A 24,317-nucleotide genomic window follows, 5' to 3' on the forward strand; every position below is an offset into this window, starting at 1 on the left:
GGCAATTCATGATCGAGGACGTTTTCAGGGGAAGCCCCAAGGAGACCGGTGAGAGCAATGAGACAGGGCGCTACAGGTACTCGATTTGAGCGCCCTCGGTGTCGCACGTCAGAATGTGCGTCTCACACTTGGGGAACTGCTCGCGCAGCTTGACCTGCAGGAATTTTGCCACGATGGTGTCGTCGGTCACAGCCATAAGGGTAGAGCCCGAGCCGCTGATCCAGATGGTCTTGGCGCCGCCGTTAAGGCAGGTGTCGCGCACAGCGTTGTAGTCGGGAATCAGGCGACGACGATAGGGCTCCTGGATGCGGTCGTCATTGGCGGCAGCAATCAGGTCGAGGTCGCCGGCCTCCAGGCCTCGCGTCATGCCGGCGATACGGCCCATTTGCCATACGGCGGTGGAGAGCGGAATCTCCTGCGGCACGACCTTGCGCGCCTCGCTCGTGTGAACCTCGTAGGGCGGAATCACGGTAATAAAACGCAAGCGATCGCTTACCTCGTAGCGCAGGCACTGGGGGAGCGAATCGGTCGGCGTAAAGGAGCAGACGGCGCCGCCCAGGATGGCGGGAGCGACGTTATCGGGATGGCCCTCGACCTCGGTGGCAATGCGGACGAGCTCAGCGCGGTCGACGGTGTGGCCTGTCAGTGCGGCGGCGGCCATAATGCCAGCGACGACGCAAGTGGAGCTGGAACCCAGGCCGCGAGCGACGGGTACATCGGTTTGAATGTCGATGGCAACGGGGAAGGCCGGCTCGCCCCATGCGGCCAGCGCATCGACAAAGCTGACGTAGACCAGGTTGTTCTCGTTTTGGAACTCCTCGGGGCAGCCCGTGATGGTGAGCTTGTCAGCGCGCTCGAAGGTGAAGTGCGAGTAGAGGCTGACGGCCATGCCGAGGGTGTCGTAGCCGATGCCCAAGTTGGCGCTGGTTGCTGGGACGGTGATTTTGATCATGTGGGCCCTCCTGGCGTGCCTGGCTGTTTAGTTCGCTGCTCGGGCAGTCCTGCGCAAGACGGAAAGCACATTAAGTGCTTTCCTTTGCGTGCGGAACTCGCGACGAACTAAACAGCCAGGCACGCTGTGGGCGTTCGTCATCATCCCGGGGGTTATCTGATAAAAGAAGGTGCGCCGGCTTTCGCCGGCGCTTAATAAGGGTTTTAGTTGGTAGCCATCTTTTTTGCTGCAGACTCGACGTAGCTTGCCATCTCATCGACGTCACAGACGTCTTCGAAGCGGACGGGTTTGGATTCGAGCTCGGCGAGCTGCGCCGGTGCGGCCGTATTGGTGGCCTGCTCGAGCACGCGCATGGCCTCAAAGTCGTCCTCGGGAACGTTGAGCCCCAGAGCGTCGCAGCAGGCACGCGGGAACTTGTAGGGGCTGGCGGTCGAAAGCAGCACACGGGCCTTGGCGCCCTCGGCGGGAGCGACCTTTTCAAAGACGTGATAGCCGCAAGCGGTGTGCGGGTCGATCACGTAGCCGTTCGCATCCCAGCAGCTCTTGATGGCAGCGCGCACCTCGTCCTCGCTGGCCCAGCCGCAGCCAAAGACGCTCTGAATCTTTGCCAGCAGGTCGGCGGGAACCTCATAGTGACCAGTCTTTGCCAGCTGCTCCATAAGGCCGGCAACAAGCTCGCAGTCGCCATCGGACAGGAAGTAGAGCATGCGTTCCAGGTTGGAGCTGATGAGGATGTCCATCGACGGCGAGATGGTCGTGAAGAACGGACGGTTGCGGTCGTAGACGCCGGTGGTCAGGAAGTCAGCCAGCACGTTGTTCTTGTCGCTCGCGACGACGAGCTTGGCGACGGGCAAACCCATGCGCTTGGCATAGTAGCCGGCCAGGATATCGCCAAAGTTGCCGGTCGGTACGCAGAACTCCACGGCGTCGCCGGCCTCGATGGCGCCGGCGCGCAACAGCTGCGCATAGGCGGCAAAGTAGTAGACGACCTGCGGCACCAGACGGCCGACGTTGATGGAGTTGGCACTCGAAAGCACCGTTCCGGCGGCCTCCAAGCGCTCGGCAAGCTCCTTATCGGCAAAGATGCGCTTGACGGCACTCTGGGCATCGTCGAAGTTGCCACGAATGCCGCAGACGGCGACGTTATCGCCTTCCTGTGTGGACATCTGCAGATTCTGCACGCGGCTGACTTTGCCTTCGGGATAAAAGACGGTGATGCCCGTGCCCGGAGCGTCGGCAAAACCGGCGAGTGCGGCCTTGCCGGTGTCGCCCGACGTGGCGGTGACGATCATGATGCGTTCGGCGCCGCCGTCCTTGGCGGAAGTGCGGGCCATGAGGCGGGGGAGCATCTGCAGGGCGACGTCCTTAAAGGCACTCGTGGGGCCGCCAAAGAGCTCCATCACATAGGTCTGAGGGGCGTCAGCGCCCGGCGCAGAGTCGAGTTTGACGAGCGGCGTAACCTCTTCACTCGCGAACGTGCCGCGATATGCCTCATTCACACAGGCCGAAATTTCTTCGCCCGTGTAATCATTCAGTAACATTCCCAACACATCTTGAGCGATTTCAAAGTACGATTTATCTGCAAGCGAGCTGATATCGACCTGCTGGGTGCCGAGCTCGTCCGAGACAAACAAACCCCCGTCGGGAGCGATGCCGGTGCGGATTGCCACCTTACTTGAGCACGATAAAGTGCGTCCTCGTGTACTATGATAAGTTCCCATATAACACTGCTCCTCGGATGCCTTGGTCCCAATCGGTGAAACCATGGTATCAGAGCGCGCAAAACAGGTTCGCAGAGGCTTTTAGAAAGGTAACCTCCAGCCCATGATTAAGATTGCCAAGTTTGGCGGCTCGTCGGTCGCCGACGCCGAACACTTTAAGAAGATCAAAGCCATCGTCGATGCCGACCCGGCCCGCCGTTTTGTGGTGGTTTCCGCCTGCGGTCGCCGCTTTAAGGGCGACACCAAGGTGACCGACCTGCTCTACCTGGTTAACGCGCACGTTAAGTATCACGTGTCGTGTGAGGAGCTGCTCGAGGACATTGGCCAGCGCTATTTTGATATCGCTGACGAGCTGGAGCTCACCTATCCCATCCGTGAGGAGTTCGCGGCCTTTGCCGAGCGCGCCCGCTCGGGCGGCTACTCCACCGAGGAGCTTGTGAGCCGCGGCGAGTACTTCACCGCTCGCCTGATGGCCGAGTACCTGGGCCTGCCGTTCCTGGACGCCGCGACGGTTGTGGCGTTCCATCACGACGGTACGCTCAGCATGAACCGCACCTCCGAGCTGGTGCAGGAGTACGGTCAGCAGGGCGGCTTTGTTATGCCCGGTTTCTACGGCGCGACGCGTGAGGGCCAGATTAAGCTGCTCGATCGTGGCGGCGGCGATATCTCGGGCTCGATCCTGGCCAAGTGTCTGGACGCCGACCTTTACGAGAACTGGACCGACGTCTCGGGCTTCTACTCTGCCGATCCGCGTATTGTTCCCGAGGCTCAGCCCATTGCGCGCGTTACCTACGAGGAGCTGCGCGAGCTTTCGTACATGGGCGCAAGCGTCCTGCACGAGGAGGCCGTGTTCCCCGTGCGCGAGGCGGGTATTCCGCTGGTCATCAAGAACACCAATGCGCCGCAGGACCCCGGCACCATCATTAGCGAGACGGCTGATGAGGGCGAGGCGGAGCCCATCATTACCGGCGTGACCGGCAAGCGCGGTTTTGTCGCCATCAACGTGGCCCGCGATCGCACCAAGCCCCGCGTCGGCTTTATGCGCCGTGCACTTTCGGTCTTCGAGCGCTATGACGTTTCCGTCGAGCACATGCCCACCGGCGTCGACCGCTTTGGCGCCGTGGTGCAGGAGCAGGATGTGCACGATTCGCTGTACTCGCTCGTGGGCGACATCCAGCAGGAGGTTGAGCCGCTCGAGATTGAGGTTGTCGAGGGCCTGGCGCTCATCGCGACCGTCGGTCGTAACCTGCGCGGCCGCGCAGGTATTTCCGGCCACCTGTTTGGCATGCTCGGCCAGGCTGGCGTGAGCGTGCGCATGATTTCGCAGAGCTGCGACGAGATCAACATCATTATCGGTGTCGAGGATAAGGACTTCGACCTGGCGATTCAGACCATTTACCGTGCCTTCTCCGACGAGAACGGCATTGTGAAGGTCTCCGATCTGGAGGCTCCTGCACCGATTGAACCCGCCCTGGCTGCCCTCCACAAATAGCGACCATCCCGGTAGATTTTTGGGATATGTCTAGAAATCTACCTTTTGGCGCATGAGTGGGTTTTTGAGGCATGTTCCAAAAAATCTAGCGCGGGGCGTTTCGTTTCGGTTTCGTTTCGACGGGGTGGGTTTCGTGTCCGCCCCGTTCTTGTATACACTGGGCAAGAATATCCTGCCTGCTCGGCGTGCGGGCAAAAGCCACAACCTTTAAAGGGGGAAGCATGAAACAGTACACGGTTGCTATTTTGGGCGCGACGGGGGCCGTGGGCACCCAGATGCTCGAGTGCCTCAACGAGCAGGAGTTTCCGGTTGGCAAGCTCAAGCTGCTGGCGAGCGCGCGCTCTGCGGGCAAGACCGTCGAGTTCCGCGGCGAGCAGGTTGTTATTGAGGAGGCTTGCCCCGAGGCCTTTGAGGGCTGCGACATCGTACTCGGCGCTGCCGGCGACGATATCGCCAAGGAGCTGCTGCCCGAGGCTGTCAAGCGTGGCGCCGTCGTGGTCGACAACAGCCACGCCTTCCGCATGGATCCCGAGGTGCCGCTCGTCGTGCCCGAGATCAATGCCGACGACATCAAGTGGCATCACGGCCTTATCGCTAACCCTAACTGTGCAACTATCATCGGCCTGGTTCCCACCTGGCCGCTGCACAAGCTCGCCGGCGTGAAGCGCATGATCGTCTCGACGTACCAGGCGGCTTCGGGCGCTGGTGCTCCCGGTATGGCCGAGCTCGAGGCCCAGCTGGCCGCCCTGGGTCGTGGCGAGGAGATTCCCGAGCCGCGCGCATTTGCCGCCCAGTTGGCGAGCAACCTGATTCCGCAGATTGGCGGCGTCAAGGAGGAGGGCTTTACCTCCGAGGAGATGAAGTTGCAAAACGAGGGTCGCAAGATTATGCACCTGCCCGAGCTGCGCGTGAACTGCACTTGTGTGCGCGTGCCTGTGCTGCGCTCGCACTCCGAGAGCATTACGCTCGAGTTTGAGCGCGACATTACGGTCGAGGAGGCCCGTGCTGCGCTGGCTTCTGCCCCGGGTGTCAAGCTGGTCGACGACTTGGGCGCCGAGGATGCGCACGACCGATTCCCCATGCCGATGGACACCTCCGACCAGGACCTGATTTGGGTCGGTCGCGTGCGCCGCGACATCTCGAACCCCGAGGCCGCGCGTGGCATCACCTTCTGGTGCTGTGGCGACCAAATCCGTAAGGGCGCGGCAACCAACGCCGTCCAGATCGCCAAACTGCTCTGCGAGTAGCGGTGGAACTGTCCGGCGGGGGCCGGACTTAGCTTTCAGAACGTCCTCGACCATGTGCGGCGCCTTGTCCTGCTCCTTCGGAGCTGCGGACAAGGCGCCGCACTGGTCTGCGGAGTGTTCTGAAAGCTGAGCCCGGCCCCGCCTGCGGTGACTCGGCTGCGAGCGGCCTGCGATGGGGCCGTTGTTGGTTGGGGCCGCTGGGCTGATGTGAGGGCACGTGGCCGTTGCGGGACCTGGTCCCGGCGGCGGCCTCGGCGCTTTGCGCCTGCCTCCTTTGGGGACTGCGGGTCCGTGACGGCAGCTGCGGCGCTTCGCGCCTGCTGCCTGAGGTGACTTTGGGGTTGGGGTGAATTGAAGTTGAATACTTTTCCCGAGAAGTGAACGACCTATTTTGGACCCCCGAAGCATTGGCATATTTTGACCGCTATTTCCTGCGGTTTTGCTGCGCGAATCCTGCGGTTTTGTAATCAAAAAGTGTGGATGCTTTGGGGTCCTATTTTTACTCGTTCACTTCTCGGGAAAAGTATTAGAGCTCAGCTGGCATGGGTACCGCTCTGGCGTCGAAGCCCCGCGTCTTCTTCTCTTGATTGGGGAAAGCGGCCTCGCTTAAACAATTACGAGCCTGCCCGGGCGTATCAGACAGGTTGTCTGCACAATTCGCGGTATTATGGTGCGGAGTTTTGAAAGGAGCCGCTGGTGGTCACGACGACGTTTGCTTCGCCTTTGGGCGAAATCCTGCTTGCCGCTGATGGCCGCGGCCTGACGGGGCTTTGGTTTGAGGGGCAGGAGCACTTTGGCTCCACGCTTCTCCGGGAAGACTCCGAACATGTTGAAGGGGCCGATGCGGTTTCCGGTGCTGGTGGCATGTCGTCGGCGAGTCCGGCTCATGGTGCGGCTTCTTCGGTGCTTGAGCGTTCGTGGGCTTGGCTGAATGCTTATTTTGCAGGGCAGGAGCCTCGGTATACGCCGCCGTTGCATATGATCGGTACGGCGTTTCAGCGTGAAGTTTGGTTTGAGCTGCTTTCTATTCCGCGTGGCGAGGTCGCCACGTATGGCGAGATTGCGGCTCGTGTCGCCGCCCGCCATCGGGTGCCGGGGAACGAAGACCCCGTTGTGTCTCCTCGTGCGGTGGGGGCTGCGGTCGCTCGCAACCCTATTTCGATTATCGTGCCGTGCCATCGCGCGGTTGCCGCCGACGGCTCGCTTAACGGATATGCCGGCGGGCTCGATCGCAAGGAGTGGCTGCTTCGGCTTGAGGGCGCGTACGAGGAATAACGTTCGAGCACTTTGCATAGCCAAGATGCCGTGAAAGAACGGGACACGCTTTCCGAATGGAGACTCAGACGGAAACCACGTCCCGGAATTCCGTTTTAAAGCGGGATGCGCTTTCCGAATGGCGTCCCAAGCGGAAACCGTGTCCCGGAATACAGCCTCAGAGTGGGACGCCGTTTCCGGTTGAGACCACCTGCTTGGACATCTTTCTACGCTCGCTTCTGCAGGGCGTAGATCGACTTATCCATGTTGAACAGGTAAGCCACGACGCAGACAATAAAGAACATCGGCAGATTACCAAAGCCGAAGACTTCGCAGCCAATAAGGATGGGTGCGAGCAGCGTATTGGTGGCGCTGCCAAAGACGGCTGCGTAGCCCAGCGCGGCGCAGAGTTCGGCGGGCATGCCGAGAAACCCGGCGAGTACGACACCCAGGCTGGCTCCGATGGAAAACAACGGCGTCACCTCACCGCCCTGATATCCTGCGGCAAGTGTGGCGATGGTGAGCACGAATTTGAGCGCCCAGTCCCAAGGCATGATGGCGACCTTACCGTTACCGTTGAGCGCCGCCGATATCAGGTTGGTGCCAAGGCCGCAGTATCGACCCTGCCACAGTGCGAACAGAATCGCCGATAGCGCGATGCCGATAGCGACGATGCGCGCATAGGGGTTGGGGAGCAGCCGCGCCGCAAGGGTCTTGGCATGCGCAAGGCACCAGGCAAAGGCACCGCCTACCATGCCAAACGCGATGCCTAGTACCGCAAGCCGTCCAAGACCGGGGAGATCAAGCGCGCATGAGGCGACAACGGCGACCTCAAACTTCTCGAGTCCCAGGGCACCGGAGGTCATACTTGCGGCGAGCGAGGCTGTAAGCGCGGGAAACAGCGCGCGGTATTCCATGCGTCCTGCGACCAGTACTTCGATAGCAAAGACCGTGGCAGCAAGGGGCGTTCGAAAGAGCCCGGCAAAGCCGGCGGCCATGCCGATAAGCAAAAACGTGTTGCCGGGGTCTCGGAAAGGTAGACGTCGGCCGATCCAATGTGAGACGGTTGCACCGATCTGCACGGCCACGCCCTCGCGTCCTGCACTGCCGCCAAAGAGGTGCGTCCCCCACGTGCTCAGCATAATGAGCGGCACCAAGCGCGGCGAGATGGCGTCCTCACGCCCGTGGCCTACGTCGAATACCAGGCTCATGCCGCGGTCGGTACCCTTGCCCCAAGCGTGGTAGGCAAACACGATGGCAAGGCCCATAAGGGCGAGGAAGGGGAGGAGCAGGGTGATGTGTTCGTCGCGGAAGGCGCCGATCGCCAAAAGCACGCGTCCAAAGAGCGCGCAGATGGCGCCAACGATGATACCGACGGGGATTCCGACGGCACCCATAAGCACAAGACCGCTATAGGTGTTGAGCAGACGTTTGATTCTGCTCGATGCGCTGCTTTCCGACACTTCTCCTCCAAAACAAAAAAGACTCCTGCCGCAGCGTGATGCCTAGGGGCATCACGTAACAGCAGAAGTCATCAGCAACAAGGCGGTTTAGGGTAACGCGGCAGCTTCTTGGCTGGCGCACCCAACGGAGACATTCATTCCGCAGTGGCATCATAGCGGTGGATACGGTTTGGGTCAAATGGTTGCCGTGGACAGTCCTGGTGCCTGCCCGCACCCTCGTTTCCCCATATAAAACCTGCCAAAATAAACCTGTCCCTTTTTGGTCGGTGCGAAATGGGTAATACTAAAGAGTTATCCGACCAGATGGGAATTAATCGATGGCTTATATCGAATTCAAAGACGTCGTCAAAGCATACGGCGAGGGTGACGCCCGCATTCACGCGCTGGACGGCGCGAGCTTTACGGTCGAGCGCGGTGAGCTCGCCATTATCCTGGGTGCTTCGGGTGCCGGCAAGACCACGGCGCTCAACATTCTGGGCGGCATGGATACGGCGACTTCCGGCACCGTAACGGTGGATGGGCGCGACGTGAGTTCCGCCAATGAGGCGCAGCTCGTGGAATACCGCCGCGCCGACGTCGGCTTTGTCTTCCAGTTCTATAACCTGGTTCCCAACCTGACGGCGCTCGAAAACGTCGAGCTTGCGGCGCAAATCTGCCCCGATTCGTTCGATGCCGAACAGACACTTCGCCAGGTTGGCCTGGGCGAGCGCCTCGCCAACTTCCCCGCGCAGCTTTCGGGCGGCGAGCAGCAGCGCGTGTCCATCGCCCGCGCACTGGCCAAGAACCCCAAGCTGCTCCTGTGCGATGAGCCCACGGGCGCGCTCGACTATAAAACCGGCAAGCAGATCTTGCAGCTGCTGCAGGATACCTGCCGCAAGCAGGGCATTACGGTCATCATCATCACGCACAACTCCGCGCTCGCGCCCATGGCCGATCGCCTGATCTGCTTTAAGAGCGGTCGTGTGGAGAGCGAGACGGTCCAGCAAAATCCCGTGCCTATCGAGACGATCGAGTGGTAGCGCCCATGGACCAAGATCGCCAAAACAGCCAAAACCACGATACGGAGCACGTGGGTAACGATCGGGAGTTCGCGACCTACCGTACCGCTCAAAGCTCAAATGATATGGCGCCGACGGTTTTTCGCCGTGGCATCTCCCGCACAATCCGAGGCAGTCTTAAGCGCTTCCTATCTATCGTGGTCATTACCGCGCTCGGCGTGAGCGTGATGTGCGGTCTTAAGGCGGGCTGCGAGGATCTGCGCGATTCGGTCGACGTCTATTTTGACCAGCAGAATGTCTATGACATTAACGTGCAGTCGACCTATGGCCTTACGCGCGACGATCTTGCGGCCATTCAAGAGGTCGACGGCGTCGAGACGGCCGAGGGCATCTACACCGAGACCGCCTACACCGCCGTGGGTACCACGCGCGAGCGTGTAGTCGTGCAGAGCTTTTCCAGGAAGAATATCGATCAACCGGTGCTGGTGAGCGGCGATTTGCCCGAGAGCGCCGGCGAGGTCGCGGTGACTTCGAAGTTCCTGAAGGCTTCGGGCAAAAAGCTCGGCGACACGGTGAGTTTTGCCGCCAATGACGCGAGCTCGTCGAACCAAAGCGCCAAGGACCAGTTTGCCGCGGGTGATTACACCATTACGGCCGAGGTCCTCGATCCTACTGATGTGAGCTCCGACTCGACAGTCAACGCCTTTCGCGCTGCTTCGGCTGCGGACTATAAGTTCTATGTGAGCGAGGATGCCGCGACATCTTCTTCCTACTCCGCGGTCCACGTGATCGTCGAGGGAGCCAAGAGCCTCAACTCCTATTCAGATGCCTACACGACAAAGATCAACGAGGTCAAGGGTAATATCGAGAAGATTCGCGACGAGCGTGAGGAGGTGCGCGTCCAAGAGCTGACGGTCGACGCGCCGGCAAGCTTGGATGCCTCCGAGCGCCAGGCGAATATGCTCTTTGGGATTGAGCAGGACAACATCAACCGCATGCCCCAGGGCAGTGAGGAGCGCGCTCGGGCTCAGGCCGATTTGGACCAGCGCCGCGCCGCCACCGACCAGCAGTTTGCCGATGCACGCGCCGAGCTTTCCGATCTGGGCGAATGCACTTGGTACATCCAGGATCGCGGTAACATCGCAAGCTACTCAAGCGTCGAGAGCGACAGCTCTTCGATTGAGGCCATTGCCACGGTTTTCCCATTTATTTTCTTTGTCGTAGCCGTGCTCATCAGCCTTACCACCGCCACTCGTATGGTCGAGGAGGAGCGCACGCTCATTGGCTTATACAAGGCGCTCGGCTATTCACGCGGGCGAATCCTGTCCAAATACGTGGACTACTCGCTGTGGGCATGTCTGTTCGGCGGCGTACTCGGCAACATCATCGGATTTGTGGGGTTGCCGCTGTTCCTGTTTACGGTGTTCGACGACATGTACTCACTGCCCCAGATGCTGCTTTCGTACGACATCGTGTCCTCGATCGTCTCGGTGGCGCTGTTTACCGTGGGCGTGGTGGGTGCCACGATTATCGCCTGCCGCCACGAGATGGCCGAGACCCCAGCCTCGCTTATGCGTCCCAAGGCCCCGCGAGCCGGCTCGCGCATCTTGCTTGAGCGCATCGGCTTTATTTGGCGCCGCATGGGCTTTTTGAACAAGGTGGCAGCGCGTAACCTGTTCCGCTACAAAAAACGTGCCTTTATGACCATCTTCGGTATCGCCGGCTGCACGGCGCTCGTGATCTGCGGTATGGGCATCCGCGATACGTCGGTGGCGCTTTCGCCCAAACAGTACGGGCACATCACGCGCTATGACTTGCTGGCGGTCGCCAATCCCGATGACTATGCTCAGACGTGTGCGGCGCTGGAAGAGCGTAGCGCGGCCAGCGACTCCGGCGTACGCGTGACCTCGACCCTGCCGATTATGACCGACAACGTCACCTTTACGTTTGGCGGTAAGAGCGAGACCGTACAGCTCATCGTGGTGCCCGATGACCGCACGAATGACCTGGACGATTACGTGCGCCTGGAGGATGAGTCCAAAGAACCGCTCGCCCTGCGTGACGGGGACGTGTATTTAAGCAAGAGTTCACAGCTGGTGCTGGGGATTCAGCCGGGCGATACGGCGCAGGTCCAGGATTCGTCGCTCAATGTTACCAAGGTCAAGGTTAGCGATATCTCGCTCAATTATTTGGGCAACACGCTTTATATGACGCAGGGCACCTATGAGCGCGCGTTCGGCCGAAGCGCGCGTCTTAACGGCATCTTTGTGCTGCTTAAGGGCTCGTCGGCCGACCAGATTGCGTTTAGCAAGAAGCTTAAGAGTGACGGTTGGCTTACGATTTCGAGTACGGCCGAGCATTGGGAGAACTATGAGTCGAACTTTACGATTATCAATTCGGTCGTAGTGCTTGTGACCTTTATGGCGGCGTGCCTGTCGTTTGTGGTGGTGTTTACGCTGTCTAATACGAATATTTCGGAGCGCGAACGCGAGCTGGCGACCATCAAGGTGCTGGGCTTCCGCCGTGGCGAGGTGCACCACTACGTCAATAAGGAGACGTTGATCCTTACGGCGATTGGCACCGCATTGGGCGTGCCGCTGGGTGGCCTGCTTGCCGAGAGCTTTACGTACGTTCTTCAGATGCCGTCGCTGTACTTTGATGTTGAGGTCGAGCCGCTGAGTTTCGTGCTCGCTGTGGTGCTTTCATTTGGCTTTACGTTTATCGTCAACCTCGCCACCAACCGTACCCTCAACAAGATTGACATGGTCGGTGCCCTCAAGAGCGCCGAGTAACCTGTTCTTGGATTCAAGTTGTAGCGAGCTGTGACGTGCCGCAGTCGCTTTATTGCATAAACCGCCCCGCAGAATGCATATTTTGGCGGGGCGGTTGCTTTTTGCCCGCAGGTACCCCCAGAGGCGGCGTGCAAATTCCGGAGAATTCAGCATTCCGGAGTCCACGAGTATGGGAGCGGGCGCACAAAACTGCGCTGAAAGCCCTGATTCTGAGCTCCCAACGCCTCAAGAGCCGCTCGTTTTTACAAGATGCGGCCCATGGCGCCTGCCTTTCGCCCAAAATTCAGTATGCAGGCACCCTCGGCTGCTGAAAACTCCCAAAAATGCACGGCGCCTCCTGCCCTAGGCACCCGCAGCAAGAAGACGAATAACCTCGGCGAGCATGTAAACGCAGGGCCCTCCGACCCCGACCGACGATTTCGATTGGCGACCTTTGACGGAGTCAAGGGAGGAGCCAAATCGAAATACGTCGGGCGGGGTCGGAGGGCCCGATGGGATGGATTTCGGCCGAGGCTATTCGTCGCCGAAGCTGATGCCCAGCGCCTTGGCCTCGCGTACCAGGTCGCTCTGGGGATCGACAAACTTGAGCTTGCCGGCGACCTCCTCGAGCGGCATGTGGCACATCTTGCCGTCACGCAGGGCAATCATGTAGCCAAACTCGCCGCGTAGGCAGCCCAGTGCCGCCTCAACGCCGCACTGGGTCGCAAAGATGCGGTCCTGGGCGTCGGGCTGACCGCCGCGCTGCGTGTGGCCGGGGATGGCGACGCGGGTCTCTCGACCGGTCTTGGCCTCGATTTCCTTGGCAATGTCGTAGACAATCGACGGACTCGTGCGCTCGGCGAGCTTCTTCTTGTACTCCTTCTTGGGCAGCGCCGCGTCCTCCTTGGAGATAGCGCCCTCGGCGACGGCCACGATCGTAAAGCGGCTGCCGGTCTCCATGCGATGCTCGATGGTCTTGATGACGTTACCCATGTCGTAGGGAATCTCGGGAATCAGGATGACGTCCGCGCCGCCCGCGACGCCGGCGTACAGCGGGATCCAGCCAACCTTGTGGCCCATGATCTCGATAACGAACACGCGGCCGTGACTCGAGGCGGTGGTGTGGATGTCGTCGATGCACTTGGTGGCGACGTCGATGGCGCTCGTAAAGCCAAATGTCATTTCGGTGCCCCAGGTGTCGTTATCGATGGTCTTGGGCAGAGCGATAACGTTGAGGCCCTCTTCGCGCAGGCGGTTGGCAGTCTTGGTGGAGCCGTTGCCGCCCAGCATAAACAGGCAGTCGAGTTGCAGCTTGTGATAGGTGTGGACCATCGCGGGCACCTTCTCGACACCGTCGGCCTCGGGAATGTCCAGGCGCTTGAACGGCGTGCGGCTCGTGCCCAAAATGGTGCCGCCGCGGGTGAGGATGCCGCTAAAATCGGCGGGCGTCATGACGCGGAACCTGCTGTAGATAAGGCCCTGGTAGCCGTCCTCAAAACCATAGATCTCGATAGGTTCTTCGCTATTGGTCATAAGCGTTTTGACGATGCCGCGCATGGTGGCGTTGAGCGCCTGACAGTCGCCGCCACTGGTAAGAAGACCGATCCTAAGCATGATGAATCCTTCCGGGCAAGTTATAACATGCGCATAAGTTTACCCCCGCACACTGTTGATACGGGGGTAAAACGTGTTAGCTCAAGCGTATAGAAATGTAAACAACGTCAGGCGAGCGTAAGGTCGACGGGCATGGCTCCTTACAGCGCGAAGGCGTCGACGTCGCCCCAGTGGCGGCGCAGCGTAATAGCGGCGGCGGGTTCGGTATTGTCAAAGACGACCGACCATTGCGTATTGCTGGTGATGTCTTCCGGATTGGGCTCTTGCGCTGCAGCGCGCAGGGCTTCCCAGGCAATCGTTTCGTCCTGGGCACCGACATGGGCGTCAAGGACATCGGCAATTGCGACGGCGCGCTCTTTACCATGGCCCAGCTCGCCGTTCCTTTGGTTGGGCAGCACTTCGTCGCCATAGCAGGGGTAGAAGTTCGTAACCTGGCGTACAGGAGTCGCTTGGAAAGCGCGGTCCGGATCGTGCGGATCCCACTCTACTACGCGCGCGTCACCGGTGGCGTCGTTGATAAAGAAGTGATAATCGCGTCCTGCCATGGCGTGCATGTCGTAGGCGGAAAGCAGGTCGACAGCTTCTTGCGTGGTGGCGGCACGGTCGAGCACCAGACGGATGGCGAGCGAGGTATTGATGACAGGGCGTTGCGTGTCCTGGTCACAGGGCTTGGAATCAAGGGTGAGTACGGCAACGGAAACGCCGCATTCGTTAACACCGTCGAGCTGGGCAAACGGACCCATGAGTGCGGCGGCGCGTCCGGCGACGGAGTCAAGCGGAGTGTTATCGCCCAGGTTGTTAAGGGCGGCAAACCCGATGGAGGCATAGCCGCCGCGTGGGTGATTGCGCACCAGCAGCGCCGAGGTGTCGTCCTTAAAGTCGTAATTGCGACCGGTGCGCACGCGGCCTTCGGCATCTACGGCGACAAAAGCGCTGCAGGCAAACTGGGGAGCCTGGACATGTGCCGGCATACCGGGCAGCACCTGCGCCACCACGGCATCGATGTAGGCCTGGTCGTCGCGCACGCCAGCGGCGATGATGCGATCAAGATCGTAGTCGTAGGCGATGTCGATTGCGTACAGGTCATAGCCATCCGCGTAGCCGGTCAAGCGTCTGAGCGACGCGGCGGACTTGATTTGCTTGCGGTAAACGATACCGGTGGCAGCGGCAAGGCCGACGGTGACTCCCGCGACACCGCAGGCGATGGCAATGTTACGTGGCTTCATGACGGCTCCTCTCGTCCTGTTGGCGTAATTATCGCAAAAGGAGCGCGGGCATGATGGCTCAACCTGGTGAGCGGCACGGGATTAAACATGGAATGAAGAGTGCGGCGCTGGCGTGGCGGGGTATGCTGGAGGGGACCATCAACCCAGCGAAAGGGGAGAGCATGACGGATCAGGAAACGCCCGAGCGCGCGCATGTGACGGCCGACGATATCGAGGCCGCCAACGACCTTATCGACTTTATCGAGGCGTGCCCCAGCATGTTCCATACGGCGGCGACCATTATGGCCGAGCTCGACGAGGCGGGCTTTACCTACCTGCCCGAGAATGCGGCGTGGGACATCGAGCCGGGCGGGCGTTATTACACGCAGCGCAACACCTCGAGCGTTATCGCCTTTAAGGTGGGCGAGGACCTGGCCGCGACGTGGGGCGAGGACGGCGTTGCCGGCGACTATCATTTTCAGCTCACGGCGTCGCACAGCGATTCTCCGACGTTTAAGGTCAAGGCCGTGCCCGAGCTTGACGGCGCGGGCGAGACGCTGCGCCTGAACACCGAGGCCTACGGTGGCATGATCGACTACACCTGGTTCGATCGCCCGTTGGCGCTGGCTGGACGCGTGTTGGTGCGCGAGGGCGACCGTATTGAGAGCCGCCTGCTTGCCACCGAGCGCGAGGTCGCTATCATTCCGAGTCTTGCTATCCATATGGACCGTGGCGTCAATGAGGGCTTTGCACCCAACCGCGCTGTCGACCTGTGCCCGCTCATCAGCGCCGGCGAGCTTAAGCAGGGCGACTTCGATGCTCTGATCGCCGACGAACTGGACGTCGAGCCCGAGCAGATTTTGGGCCGCGATCTGTTTCTGGTCAATCGTCAGGACGCGCACATTTGGGGCTGGGCCGACGAGTTTATCTCGACGCCCAAGCTCGACGACCTAGCCTGCGCCTACACCTCGCTGCAGGCATTTTTGGGCGCCGAGAATGCACATGACATCTCGGTCTTTTGCTGCTTCGACAACGAGGAGGTTGGCTCCGAGACCAAGCAGGGCGCCATGTCGACGTTCTTGGCCGATGCGTTGCGTCGCATTAACGGGTCGCTGGGCTTTGATGACGAGTCGTACCACCGTGCGCTTGCCGCCTCGATGCTCGTGAGCTGCGACAACGCGCACGCCGTGCATCCCAACCACGCCGAGAAGTGCGATGCCCACAACCAGGTCGTGCTCAACGGCGGTATCGTCATCAAGGAAGCCGCCAACCAGCACTACTGCACCGATGCCTTTAGCCGCGCAGTGTTCCAGGCCATCTGCGATGACGCAGACGTGCCCACGCAAGCCTTTGCCAACAAGAGCGATATGGCGGGTGGCTCCACGCTCGGCAATCTGTCCAATATGCAGGCGAGCATGCACGCCGTGGACGTGGGCCTGCCGCAGCTGGCCATGCACTCGAGCTACGAGACCGGTGGCGTGCGCGACGTGATGTACGCGATTCGTGCCCTCACGGCTTTCTACGAGCGCGACCTAAACATCAACGGTGCCGAAAGTGTGGAGCTCTAAAACCTGCCAAAAAAGGACGGGTTTATTTTGGCAGGTTTTATCTGGGCAAATGCCGCAATGTCAACGGTAAGACGGAGCTGCTAAGGCTTGCAGATGAAGCCGACGCCAGCGAAACCGCCTCAGGTAGAGCAAAAGTCAGCGAGAGCCCGCCGTTTGAGCCAAGGTGCCGTGAAATGAAAAGGCGCTGACCTTCTGGTCGCGCCTTTGAAATTGAACGGCAGATTGGCCGAACGGCGGGCTCGCAGCGTCGAGGGGTTCCGGCGTTTGGTAAAACGCCGGAACAATCTAATGCTCAATCCAACAACGTAAAGTTTCGCCGGCCAGCAGGTGACGCAGATTCTCCGCGGCGATGTCGACCACGTTATTGAGCGTGGCGGCTAGGTGGAACCAGCCGGAGACGTGCGGCGTGATGAGCATGTTGGGTGCATCCCACAGCGGGCTTGTGGCGGGCAGCGGCTCGGGATCGGTGACGTCGACCGCGGCGCCGGCGAGATGCCCCGATTCCAGAGCGGCAACCAGGTCGTCGGCGACCACAAGATCGCCGCGGCCGCCGTTGGCAAAGAACGCGCCCGGTTTCATCGCGGCGAAGAACTCGGCGTTCGCCAGGCCGCGGGTCTCGGGCGTGCTGGGCATAAAGGATGCGACGATGTCGGCCTCTGCCAGGCGCTCAGACAGGGCATCCATGTCGTCCATGTCCTCAAACACAATGGGGTAGACGAGCGGATGGCGCTTGATGCCGCGGACGTGCGCACCCATGCTGCGGCAGAGCGTGGCAAAGTGGCCACCGATATCGCCTGCGCCCAGCACCAGCACGTTGGCGTTTTTGAGCGAGGTGACCGGCCCCAAATCCTCCCAGCGATGCTCGCGCTGCAAGTCGTGATAGCCGGGCAGGCGCTTCATCATGGAAAGGACCATGGCAAACATGTGCTCGCTCACGGCCTGACCGTAGGCGCCGATCGAGCAAGACAGCTTGGCTTCAGCCGGCACGGTGCCGGCGGCAAGGTAGTCGTCATAGCCGGCGGTCTGCAATTGCAACAGCTGGAGATGGTCGCATGCCGTGAGCATGTCAGGGTCGATGTTGCCCAGGATCACGTCGGCATCGGCGACCTGTTCGTGCGTGATGTCGCCGGCGCTCGTGTAGATAAAATCCTCGCCCGGAGCGCTCGACTCAAGAATTGCACGATGGCGGTCGTTGACGGGCAGCAAAACCAGGATGTTCACAAGCATTCCTCTCCGCTCAACCTGCCAAAAAGGGACAGGTTTATTTTGGCAGGTTTTATCAGGCAAAACGTTCAAATAAAACGCCGGAGGCAAGACGAGCGTGCTCGTCAGCATCTGGCGCATCTACGGCTACCAGCTCAGCAGCTCGTAGCCGTTCTCGGTCACCACGAGCTGTACCTCGCACTGGGCCGAGTCGCTGCCGTCCTTGGTGCGCACGCACCACCCATCGCCCTTGCTAATCTTAATGTCGGGTGCTCCGGCGTTGACCATGGGCTCGATAGTAAAGACCATGCCCGGAACCATGATAGTGTCTACGTCGGGCGCCTCGGTGGTAAAGCCCACAAACGGGTCCTCGTGGAACTCCTTGCCAATGCCGTGGCCACCGTACTCGCGCACCACGCTAAAGCCGGCGTCCTCGACCGTCTTTTGTACGGCCTCGGCCATCACGGAGAGCGGCAGCCATGGCTTGACGGCTGCCAGGCCCGCCTCCACGCTGGCGCGGGTGACGTCGACCAAGCGCTGGCGCTCGGCCGAGACCTTGCCGATGCAGAACATGCGGCTCGAGTCGCTAAAATAGCCGTCTAAGATCGTTGAGCAGTCCACGTTGATGATGTCGCCCTCGTGCAGTACGTCCGTATCGCAGGGAATGCCGTGGCAGACTACGTCATTGATCGAGGTACACACGCTCTTGGGGTAGCCCTCGTAGTTGAGGTCGGCCGGCGTTCCACCATGCTCGACGGTGTAGTCGTAGATCATCTGGTCGATCTGGTTGGTGGTCATGCCCGCGGTGATATGCTCACCCACATAATCGAGCACGCCCACGTTGATGGCGGCCGAGCGCTTGATGCCCTCGATATCGGCAGGCGTCTTATAGAGCGTGCGGGGCAGGACGTTCCAGCCCTCTTCCCACAGGCGCTCGAGGCGCTCATCAAAGGAGCTGTGACATTTCTTGTATTTTTTGCCGCTGCCGCACCAGCAAGCGTCGTTGCGGCCAGGCACGGGTCCATTGTCAAACATGGCTAACTTCCTTTCATCCGAGGCTAGTATAGCCCACCCGCAGAGCAGCTAATTTGGGACGGGGCTTTTTTGACTGCTTTTGTCCGCGCGGCCTTGCGCCGCCCATATCGCTCCCAAAAGCAGTCAAAAAAGCCCCATCCCAAATTAGCTGCTCTTGGGCAGACGGGTGCTAGTAACTCACCTGGCAGGGGATGCCGAGGGCGCGCACGCGTGCGGCAATCGCGTCGAGCGCCTTGGGAGCCGCTTTAGCAAGGCCGGCGACTGGTGTCTCGCGCGCCACCGTGTAGATGGTCGCCTCCTGCGGACGAATGCGCTCGAGCGCCGCAAGCCAAGGGCCGACGTATTCGTCGCCCGTGTTGTCAATAGACTTGCCTTGGTACTCGCCGGTTAGGAATAGCGTCTGAATGATAACGTGGCCATCAAAGCTCGCGAACGTCTCGATCTGGTGCTCGACGTCGTAGGGACCAACGGGCTGGTCGAGCAGCTGGATAAATGCCGGATCGACCGTATCGAGCTTGAGGATGTTGTCGTCGACCATCATGAGCGCATCATGCACCTGGGGACGGTCGGCGCGCGTGCCGTTGGAAAGCACGGCGATCTTGGTGTTTGGGGCAAGCTCGTCGCGCAGCGCGACGGCACCGGCGATGGCCTGCGGAAACTCCGGTGCGGCAGTGGGCTCGCCGTTGCCTGCGAAGGTGATCACATCGGGGAGCTCGCCCTCGGCTGCCATCTCGCGCAGCTTTGCTTCGAGCGCGTCGAGTACTACGGCGGCTGTGTTGCACGGCTCATGGCAGGGGCGCTCGGCGTTGAGGCCGTTTTCGCAGTACATGCAGTCGAACGTGCAGATTTTGCCGCTGGCCGGCATCATGTTGACGCCGAGCGAGAGACCAAGGCGACGGCTGCGAACGGGCCCAAAGATAGGGCTGGCATTCAAAAACGTAGACATAGGCATATGCTCCTCTAGACAATTGTGCCTAAGCATAGCATCGGCTCCAAAACAAGGTGCGGGCTCTTGCTTTACAAGTTTCGTTTTTTCACGTCGCTCATGATGCTGTGCCATGAAAAGCCTCGGCTCGGGTACAGTTAATCTGTTAACAAGGCATAAGGCAATGCGGGTCCATCCAACCGTACTGACGTGCAACTGGATGGGCATTGATGATGGGGGCACAACATGGATTTTACGGTCGAAAATGCGGGCACCACGATTGCCTGCCGCGAGTATGCCGGCCCGGATGTATCGTCCGATGCGCCCGCCTTGGTGTGCGTGCACGGTGCGTGCGTCGACGGCACATTTTTTGACGGCATCGCCCGCGAGCTCGCCTGTGGCTATCGCGTCATTGCCTATGACCGCCGTGGTTGCGGCGAGAGCGACGATGCGGCAGACGGACGCTACGATCTGGCAGTTCAGGCTGCCGACCTGCGAGCTGTTATCCAACATGCCGGCGCCCCGGCAAATGTCCTCGCGCACAGCGCCGGTACGTTGGTGGCGCTGGAGCTTCTTCGCACCGAACCCCATCTCGTCGCCCGTGCGATTTTGCATGAGCCGGCTGTGTCGGCCGAAGGCGTCGGCATGGGCGCAGCTCCGGTTTTGCTCGATATGATTGCGGCTGGAAAGGTTTCAAGGGCGCTCCGGCTTTTCTTGGGAGCCCTCGGCGACTTGGACCCCGAGGCTCCTGGGACGACCGAAGCGGAAGCCAAACATGCCCTGCGCAATGGTCGTTGCTTCATGGCCAATGAATACGGAACAAATATGACTTACGTTCCCAATTGGGATAGTGTCCGCGCATCGAAGTCCGTTGCTGCTGTGCTTCTCGGCGAGCTTTCGGTCGGTACGCCCCGCGAGGCTGGTACGCGAGCGGCTGCCGAATATCTCGATTGCCCCCTCGTGACGATCCCGGGCGCGCATAACGGTCTGCGCGATCGTCCCGTTACGGCGGCAAACGCCGTTCGCGATGTCTTGGAGCGTTAGCGCGCTCGATGACCTGCGGGGAGGGAGACTGTTGGCGTTTCGTCATTGTTAACGAATGCGCCCATAACCGCGCGCCCGCGGCTCCATTACCGCTGTTTGCCAGGTCATAAAAATGCAACGATAATCGCGCATTTGCCTGCAGCTGTTAGATGATACCCTTGTATCATTTGATATGCGCCGTTGCCGTGCGTGACGATAGAAAGGGCCCCATATGCTCAATAATCACGAGGCAAATCTAACCGACGAGGAGGCTGCCGCTGAGGTCGCCCGCGTCGCGAAGACCTACCCCGTGGTGCGTTTGCTGTCGGCCGATCAGATTAAGAGCGAGCCTAACTGCTTGCTCGCCGGCGATCGCTGCCCTTGTCTGCGTCAGTCGAGTCTTGAGGCCTTGGCAGATTCGGGTGAGGTGTCGGAGCAACTGCTCAACGATGGTGTTGAGTACCGCGCCCGTCTGCGCCCTCTAAAGGTCGAGGGTGAGCCTCACGTCTTGCTGATGGTGCGTCCGATTGATGAGCAAGAGGCCACAGAAGAGGACCTTGTCTACACCGACGTGCTGACGGGCGTGCGCAATCGCCGATATTACGAGGAAAAGCTCCGTAGCGCCCGCATGAATGCCGGCGTTGCGATGATCGACCTTGATGATTTTAGGGTCTTCAACGATACGTGTGGCCGTCATGCCGGCGACCTTGCGCTCGGTGCTGTGGCGACAGCCATGCGCAGCGGAATCCGTTCGACTGACGAGCTTGTGCACTATGGCTGCGACAAGTTTGTGGTCGTCATGCCCAATATTCCCTCCGATGACTTCACCCGTCGCCTGCATCAGGTATCCGATGCCGTTCATGCCACGATTATTCCGGGCCATGAGCACGCGAGCTTGACGGCATGTGTTGGTGGCGTTCTCATTCATGGCGAGACGGTCGATGAGGGCGTTGGCCGCGCCGTCCAGTTATTGAGCCGCGCTAAGGCAAAAGCCGGTACGGTCGTGACCGATGCCGATTCCATCGAGGCCTTCCAAAGCGAAAAGCCTTTGGTGCTTATTGTCGATGACTCCGAGATGAACCGAGCCATTCTCAACGAGATGCTTAAGGATGAGTATTGCATCCTCGAGGCTGATAACGGTCGTGCGGCGCTCGACATGGTCGACCGCTATGGCGATGAGTTGTCGCTCGTGCTGCTGGATATTGTCATGCCGGGCGTAAGCGGCTTTGAGGTGCTGGCCGATCTGTCGCGCCGATCGGTTAGTGACAATCTACCTGTCATCATGATTTCGAGCGAAGATTCCGATGATATGGTTCTGCGCGCGTACGAGCTGGGCGCCTCGGACTATATCAGTCGCCCGTTCGATGACCGCATTGTGCGTCGTCGCGTCAACAATATTATTCGACTGTATGCCAAACAGCGTCGTCTGACGAGTCTGCTGTCGCAGCAGTACAATGCGCGCGTCAATAACAGCCGTATACTCGTCGACATCATGGCGAGCGTCATGGAAGTCCGTAATGGCGAAAGCGGCAGGCATGTCACGCATATCGAGAAGTTGACTGAGCTGCTGCTTGGCGACTTGGCGCGACGGAGCGACAAGTACTCTCTTGGCAACGAGGAGCGTTCTTCGATTGCGTTGGCGTCGGCGCTGCACGATATCGGCAAGATGTCGATCGACGATGCGATTCTCAACAAGCCCGGACGTCTGACGCCCGAAGAGTTTGAAATAATGAAGACGCATACTACCATTGGCGCCGACATGCTGCGCAATCTGGGCAGAAACCATGAAGGAAGTGCCCTTTTGGACTATGCGTACCAAATCGCCCGCTGGCATCATGAACGTTGGGATGGTACGGGCTATCCTGACGGTCTTAAGGGCGACGATATCCCCATTGCCGCTCAGGTGGTCTCGGTGGCCGATGTGTACGATGCGTTGACGAGCGTGCGTGTGTACAAGGACGCCATTTCGCAAGAAGAGGCGATTCGGATGATTCTGGACGGTGAGTGCGGCGCTTTCAATCCGCTGCTTATCGAGTGTCTGCTCGAAGTGCGCGATCGCATTGCCGAGACGCTGGAGCGCCCTGCGGACGTTGTCGCGTTCCCTTCGGTTTAAGCTAGGCAAAGGGACGCCCCGTCGGACCATGTGGCCGGCGGGGCGTCCTTATCTGTTGTGCGGTTCGCGAACTAGCGGGCCTGCTTTACCTTGGCCGCCGCCTCGACAAACGACTTCCACAGGTTAAAGTCGGTCTCGAGCGTCTGCCAGGTGTACTCGGGATGCCATTGCACGCCCAGGCAGAAAGGCTGGCCTTCGACTTCGATGCACTCGGGAACGCCGTCGGTTGCCTTGGCGACCAAGCGCGTGCTCTTACCCAGACGCTCGACGCAGCAGTGGTGTGCGGAGTTGGTCTGGATCAGCCTGTGCCCGCCAACCGCGCGCTCCAGAAGCGAGCCCGGCACGACCTCGACGGGATGCACGGGGTCGTTGAGCACGTGGGTATGGCGCCACTGCGTGCGGCCCTCGCGCGCGCCCAGGCTCGGTACGTCCATGCACAGGGTGCCGCCGGTGGCGACATTGAGCAGCTGCGTGCCGCGGCAGGTGGTAAAGAGCGGCTTTTTGGCGCGGAGCACCTCGTCGACCAGCTTAAACTCAAAGCTATCGCGGATCTCGCAGCAGAGGGTGGGGTCGTAGGGTCGATCATCGCCCCAACGTTTGGGATTGACATCGGGGCCGCCGGGAATGGCGATGCCGTCGGCGATATCGACGTAATGACGGATAACATCAATGTCCTCGGTGATGGACATCTGCAGCGGCAGGCCGCCGGCGGCAAGGATGGCATCGACAAAAACACTGGCGATTTCCTCGTTGGGGGAGAGCGTCTCGCTTAAAAACGGCTTTGCCTCTTCCCAACGCGGCGCCACCAGGATGAGCGGGCGGTCGGCGGGGGCAACGTCGACGTGCGGGGTATAGGACGAGGAAGTACGTGTTCCGATCATGGGTGCTGCTTTCGAATCTGTAGGTGACAGGGCGCATGAGAGACGTGGGACAACACTTTCAATGGATTTGTCCCACGGGGTTGCTGGTTAGTGGCCCTTGATGGAGTTGAGGAAGTCCTGGGCGCGCTTGGTCTGGGGGTGGTCGAAGAACTCGTCGGGCGTGCCGGTTTCCACGATTTGGCCGTCGGCCATAAACACGACGCGATCGGCCACGCGGCGGGCAAAGTTCATCTCGTGCGTAATGACGATCATCGTCATGCCCTGCTGGGCCAGACGGACCATGACCTCGAGCACCTCGTTGATCATCTCGGGGTCAAGGGCGCTCGTGGGCTCATCAAAAAGCATGGCCTTGGGTTGCATGGCAAGCGAGCGGGCGATGGCTACGCGCTGCTGCTGGCCGCCCGAGAGCTGTGCGGGCACCTTATCGGCCTGTTCGGCAACGCCCACGCGGCCCAGCAGGTCCATGGCGCGCTCGCGGGCCTCGTCCTTGGAGACGCCCAGCACGTCGACCGGTCCCAGCATGACGTTCTGCAGCACGGTCATATGTGCGAACAGGTTGAACTGCTGAAACACCATGCCCAGCTCGGCACGCATACGGGCAAGGTCCTTGCCTTCCTGCGGCAGGGGCTCGCCCTCGATGAGGATCTCGCCCGAGTCGATGGTTTCCAAGCGGTTGATGGTTCGGCACATGGTCGACTTGCCCGAGCCCGAGGGGCCGATCACGACGACGACCTCGCCGCGGTCGACCGAGAGATTGATGTCGTTGAGGACGTGCAGATCGCCATAGTGCTTATCGACGTGTTTGAGCTCGATCAGCGGCTGATTGCCGGTGGAAGAGGTGCTCTGTGCCAT

At 60.3% G+C, this 24,317-nt stretch carries 18 protein-coding genes; 8 read left to right on the plus strand and 10 right to left on the minus strand.

Going from position 1 to position 24,317, the window contains the following annotated elements; genetic code table 11:
• Positions 1 to 70: 70 nt before the first annotated feature.
• Positions 71 to 952 (minus strand): homoserine kinase, encoded by an 882-nt coding sequence (gene thrB / locus ACQRAJ_RS02595; RefSeq protein WP_154514914.1) that lies wholly within the window; start codon positions 950 to 952, stop codon positions 71 to 73.
• 203 nt (positions 953 to 1,155) lie between these two features.
• The gene (gene thrC / locus ACQRAJ_RS02600) at positions 1,156 to 2,673 is read right to left on the minus strand and encodes a threonine synthase (RefSeq protein WP_427747656.1); all 1,518 of its coding nucleotides are present in this window, start codon (positions 2,671 to 2,673) and stop codon (positions 1,156 to 1,158) included.
• 103 nt (positions 2,674 to 2,776) lie between these two features.
• On the opposite strand from thrC, the gene ACQRAJ_RS02605 reads away from it, so the two are divergent.
• The 3 genes from ACQRAJ_RS02605 to ACQRAJ_RS02615 all read left to right on the plus strand — a co-directional run bounded on the left by ACQRAJ_RS02605 (position 2,777) and on the right by ACQRAJ_RS02615 (position 6,687).
• The gene (locus ACQRAJ_RS02605) at positions 2,777 to 4,165 is read left to right on the plus strand and encodes an aspartate kinase (protein ID WP_154514910.1); all 1,389 of its coding nucleotides are present in this window, start codon (positions 2,777 to 2,779) and stop codon (positions 4,163 to 4,165) included.
• Positions 4,166 to 4,386: 221 nt separating this feature from the next.
• Positions 4,387 to 5,412 carry an aspartate-semialdehyde dehydrogenase gene (locus ACQRAJ_RS02610; protein ID WP_154514908.1) on the plus strand — a complete coding sequence of 342 codons (1,026 nt, stop codon included), beginning with the start codon at positions 4,387 to 4,389 and terminating at the stop codon, positions 5,410 to 5,412.
• Positions 5,413 to 6,108: 696 nt separating this feature from the next.
• Positions 6,109 to 6,687, plus strand: coding sequence for a methylated-DNA--[protein]-cysteine S-methyltransferase (locus tag ACQRAJ_RS02615; protein WP_427747657.1), 579 nt, complete (start codon positions 6,109 to 6,111; stop codon positions 6,685 to 6,687).
• 206 nt (positions 6,688 to 6,893) lie between these two features.
• Here the strand turns inward: ACQRAJ_RS02615 and ACQRAJ_RS02620 are convergent, their stop codons facing one another.
• Positions 6,894 to 8,129 (minus strand): chloride channel protein, encoded by a 1,236-nt coding sequence (locus ACQRAJ_RS02620; protein ID WP_427747658.1) that lies wholly within the window; start codon positions 8,127 to 8,129, stop codon positions 6,894 to 6,896.
• 317 nt (positions 8,130 to 8,446) lie between these two features.
• Here ACQRAJ_RS02620 and ACQRAJ_RS02625 point away from each other — a divergent pair, with 317 nt between their 5' ends.
• Together ACQRAJ_RS02625 and ACQRAJ_RS02630 are read left to right on the plus strand one after the other, a co-directional pair.
• Positions 8,447 to 9,148 carry an ABC transporter ATP-binding protein gene (locus ACQRAJ_RS02625; protein ID WP_427718202.1) on the plus strand — a complete coding sequence of 234 codons (702 nt, stop codon included), beginning with the start codon at positions 8,447 to 8,449 and terminating at the stop codon, positions 9,146 to 9,148.
• 5 nt (positions 9,149 to 9,153) lie between these two features.
• Positions 9,154 to 11,919 carry an FtsX-like permease family protein gene (locus tag ACQRAJ_RS02630; protein ID WP_427747659.1) on the plus strand — a complete coding sequence of 922 codons (2,766 nt, stop codon included), beginning with the start codon at positions 9,154 to 9,156 and terminating at the stop codon, positions 11,917 to 11,919.
• A gap of 513 nt (positions 11,920 to 12,432) precedes the next feature.
• Here ACQRAJ_RS02630 and ACQRAJ_RS02635 read toward each other — a convergent pair.
• Positions 12,433 to 13,512, minus strand: coding sequence for a 6-phosphofructokinase (locus tag ACQRAJ_RS02635; protein WP_154514896.1), 1,080 nt, complete (start codon positions 13,510 to 13,512; stop codon positions 12,433 to 12,435).
• Positions 13,513 to 13,652: 140 nt separating this feature from the next.
• Positions 13,653 to 14,738 carry a carcinine hydrolase/isopenicillin-N N-acyltransferase family protein gene (locus ACQRAJ_RS02640; protein WP_427747660.1) on the minus strand — a complete coding sequence of 362 codons (1,086 nt, stop codon included), beginning with the start codon at positions 14,736 to 14,738 and terminating at the stop codon, positions 13,653 to 13,655.
• A gap of 161 nt (positions 14,739 to 14,899) precedes the next feature.
• On the opposite strand from ACQRAJ_RS02640, the gene ACQRAJ_RS02645 reads away from it, so the two are divergent.
• Complete coding sequence (locus ACQRAJ_RS02645) at positions 14,900 to 16,285, plus strand: M18 family aminopeptidase (RefSeq protein WP_427728085.1); 1,386 nt, start codon at positions 14,900 to 14,902, stop codon at positions 16,283 to 16,285.
• Between the two features lie 285 nt (positions 16,286 to 16,570).
• Here ACQRAJ_RS02645 and ACQRAJ_RS02650 read toward each other — a convergent pair whose 3' ends face one another.
• The 3 genes from ACQRAJ_RS02650 to ACQRAJ_RS02660 all read right to left on the minus strand — a co-directional run bounded on the left by ACQRAJ_RS02650 (position 16,571) and on the right by ACQRAJ_RS02660 (position 19,469).
• A complete protein-coding gene (locus tag ACQRAJ_RS02650; protein WP_427728083.1) occupies positions 16,571 to 17,512 on the minus strand; it encodes a D-2-hydroxyacid dehydrogenase in 942 nt (313 codons plus the stop codon).
• Between the two features lie 123 nt (positions 17,513 to 17,635).
• Positions 17,636 to 18,523 (minus strand): type I methionyl aminopeptidase, encoded by an 888-nt coding sequence (gene map / locus ACQRAJ_RS02655; protein WP_427728080.1) that lies wholly within the window; start codon positions 18,521 to 18,523, stop codon positions 17,636 to 17,638.
• 169 nt (positions 18,524 to 18,692) lie between these two features.
• A complete protein-coding gene (locus tag ACQRAJ_RS02660; protein WP_427728079.1) occupies positions 18,693 to 19,469 on the minus strand; it encodes a radical SAM protein in 777 nt (258 codons plus the stop codon).
• A 225-nt stretch (positions 19,470 to 19,694) separates the two neighbouring features.
• Here ACQRAJ_RS02660 and ACQRAJ_RS02665 point away from each other — a divergent pair, with 225 nt between their 5' ends.
• Positions 19,695 to 20,492 (plus strand): alpha/beta fold hydrolase, encoded by a 798-nt coding sequence (locus tag ACQRAJ_RS02665; protein ID WP_427728076.1) that lies wholly within the window; start codon positions 19,695 to 19,697, stop codon positions 20,490 to 20,492.
• Positions 20,493 to 20,703: 211 nt separating this feature from the next.
• Positions 20,704 to 22,584, plus strand: a complete 1,881-nt coding sequence (locus tag ACQRAJ_RS02670; protein WP_427728073.1) for a diguanylate cyclase — start codon at positions 20,704 to 20,706, stop codon at positions 22,582 to 22,584.
• 71 nt (positions 22,585 to 22,655) lie between these two features.
• On the opposite strand, the gene ACQRAJ_RS02675 is transcribed toward ACQRAJ_RS02670, so the two are convergent.
• Together ACQRAJ_RS02675 and ACQRAJ_RS02680 are read right to left on the minus strand one after the other, a co-directional pair.
• Complete coding sequence (locus ACQRAJ_RS02675) at positions 22,656 to 23,465, minus strand: gamma-glutamyl-gamma-aminobutyrate hydrolase family protein (RefSeq protein WP_427728070.1); 810 nt, start codon at positions 23,463 to 23,465, stop codon at positions 22,656 to 22,658.
• A gap of 87 nt (positions 23,466 to 23,552) precedes the next feature.
• Positions 23,553 to 24,317, minus strand: coding sequence for an amino acid ABC transporter ATP-binding protein (locus ACQRAJ_RS02680; RefSeq protein ID WP_117840240.1), 765 nt, complete (start codon positions 24,315 to 24,317; stop codon positions 23,553 to 23,555).

This window comes from Collinsella sp. SGI.184 (assembly GCF_050313415.1).
Taxonomy (GTDB): Bacteria; Actinomycetota; Coriobacteriia; order Coriobacteriales; family Coriobacteriaceae; genus Collinsella.

Bases quoted from the DNA above. Each gene is read 5' to 3' on its own strand.
- thrB (WP_154514914.1), bottom strand. From the start codon at position 952: ATGATCAAAATCACCGTCCCAGCAACCAGCGCCAACTTGGGCATCGGC.
- thrC (WP_427747656.1), bottom strand. From the start codon at position 2,673: ATGGGAACTTATCATAGTACACGAGGACGCACTTTATCGTGCTCAAGT.
- ACQRAJ_RS02605 (WP_154514910.1), top strand. From the start codon at position 2,777: ATGATTAAGATTGCCAAGTTTGGCGGCTCGTCGGTCGCCGACGCCGAA.
- ACQRAJ_RS02610 (WP_154514908.1), top strand. From the start codon at position 4,387: ATGAAACAGTACACGGTTGCTATTTTGGGCGCGACGGGGGCCGTGGGC.
- ACQRAJ_RS02625 (WP_427718202.1), top strand. From the start codon at position 8,447: ATGGCTTATATCGAATTCAAAGACGTCGTCAAAGCATACGGCGAGGGT.
- ACQRAJ_RS02630 (WP_427747659.1), top strand. From the start codon at position 9,154: ATGGACCAAGATCGCCAAAACAGCCAAAACCACGATACGGAGCACGTG.
- ACQRAJ_RS02635 (WP_154514896.1), bottom strand. From the start codon at position 13,512: ATGCTTAGGATCGGTCTTCTTACCAGTGGCGGCGACTGTCAGGCGCTC.
- ACQRAJ_RS02640 (WP_427747660.1), bottom strand. From the start codon at position 14,738: ATGAAGCCACGTAACATTGCCATCGCCTGCGGTGTCGCGGGAGTCACC.
- ACQRAJ_RS02645 (WP_427728085.1), top strand. From the start codon at position 14,900: ATGACGGATCAGGAAACGCCCGAGCGCGCGCATGTGACGGCCGACGAT.
- ACQRAJ_RS02650 (WP_427728083.1), bottom strand. From the start codon at position 17,512: ATGCTTGTGAACATCCTGGTTTTGCTGCCCGTCAACGACCGCCATCGT.
- map (WP_427728080.1), bottom strand. From the start codon at position 18,523: ATGTTTGACAATGGACCCGTGCCTGGCCGCAACGACGCTTGCTGGTGC.
- ACQRAJ_RS02660 (WP_427728079.1), bottom strand. From the start codon at position 19,469: ATGTCTACGTTTTTGAATGCCAGCCCTATCTTTGGGCCCGTTCGCAGC.
- ACQRAJ_RS02665 (WP_427728076.1), top strand. From the start codon at position 19,695: ATGGATTTTACGGTCGAAAATGCGGGCACCACGATTGCCTGCCGCGAG.
- ACQRAJ_RS02670 (WP_427728073.1), top strand. From the start codon at position 20,704: ATGCTCAATAATCACGAGGCAAATCTAACCGACGAGGAGGCTGCCGCT.
- ACQRAJ_RS02675 (WP_427728070.1), bottom strand. From the start codon at position 23,465: ATGATCGGAACACGTACTTCCTCGTCCTATACCCCGCACGTCGACGTT.
- ACQRAJ_RS02680 (WP_117840240.1), bottom strand. From the start codon at position 24,317: ATGGCACAGAGCACCTCTTCCACCGGCAATCAGCCGCTGATCGAGCTC.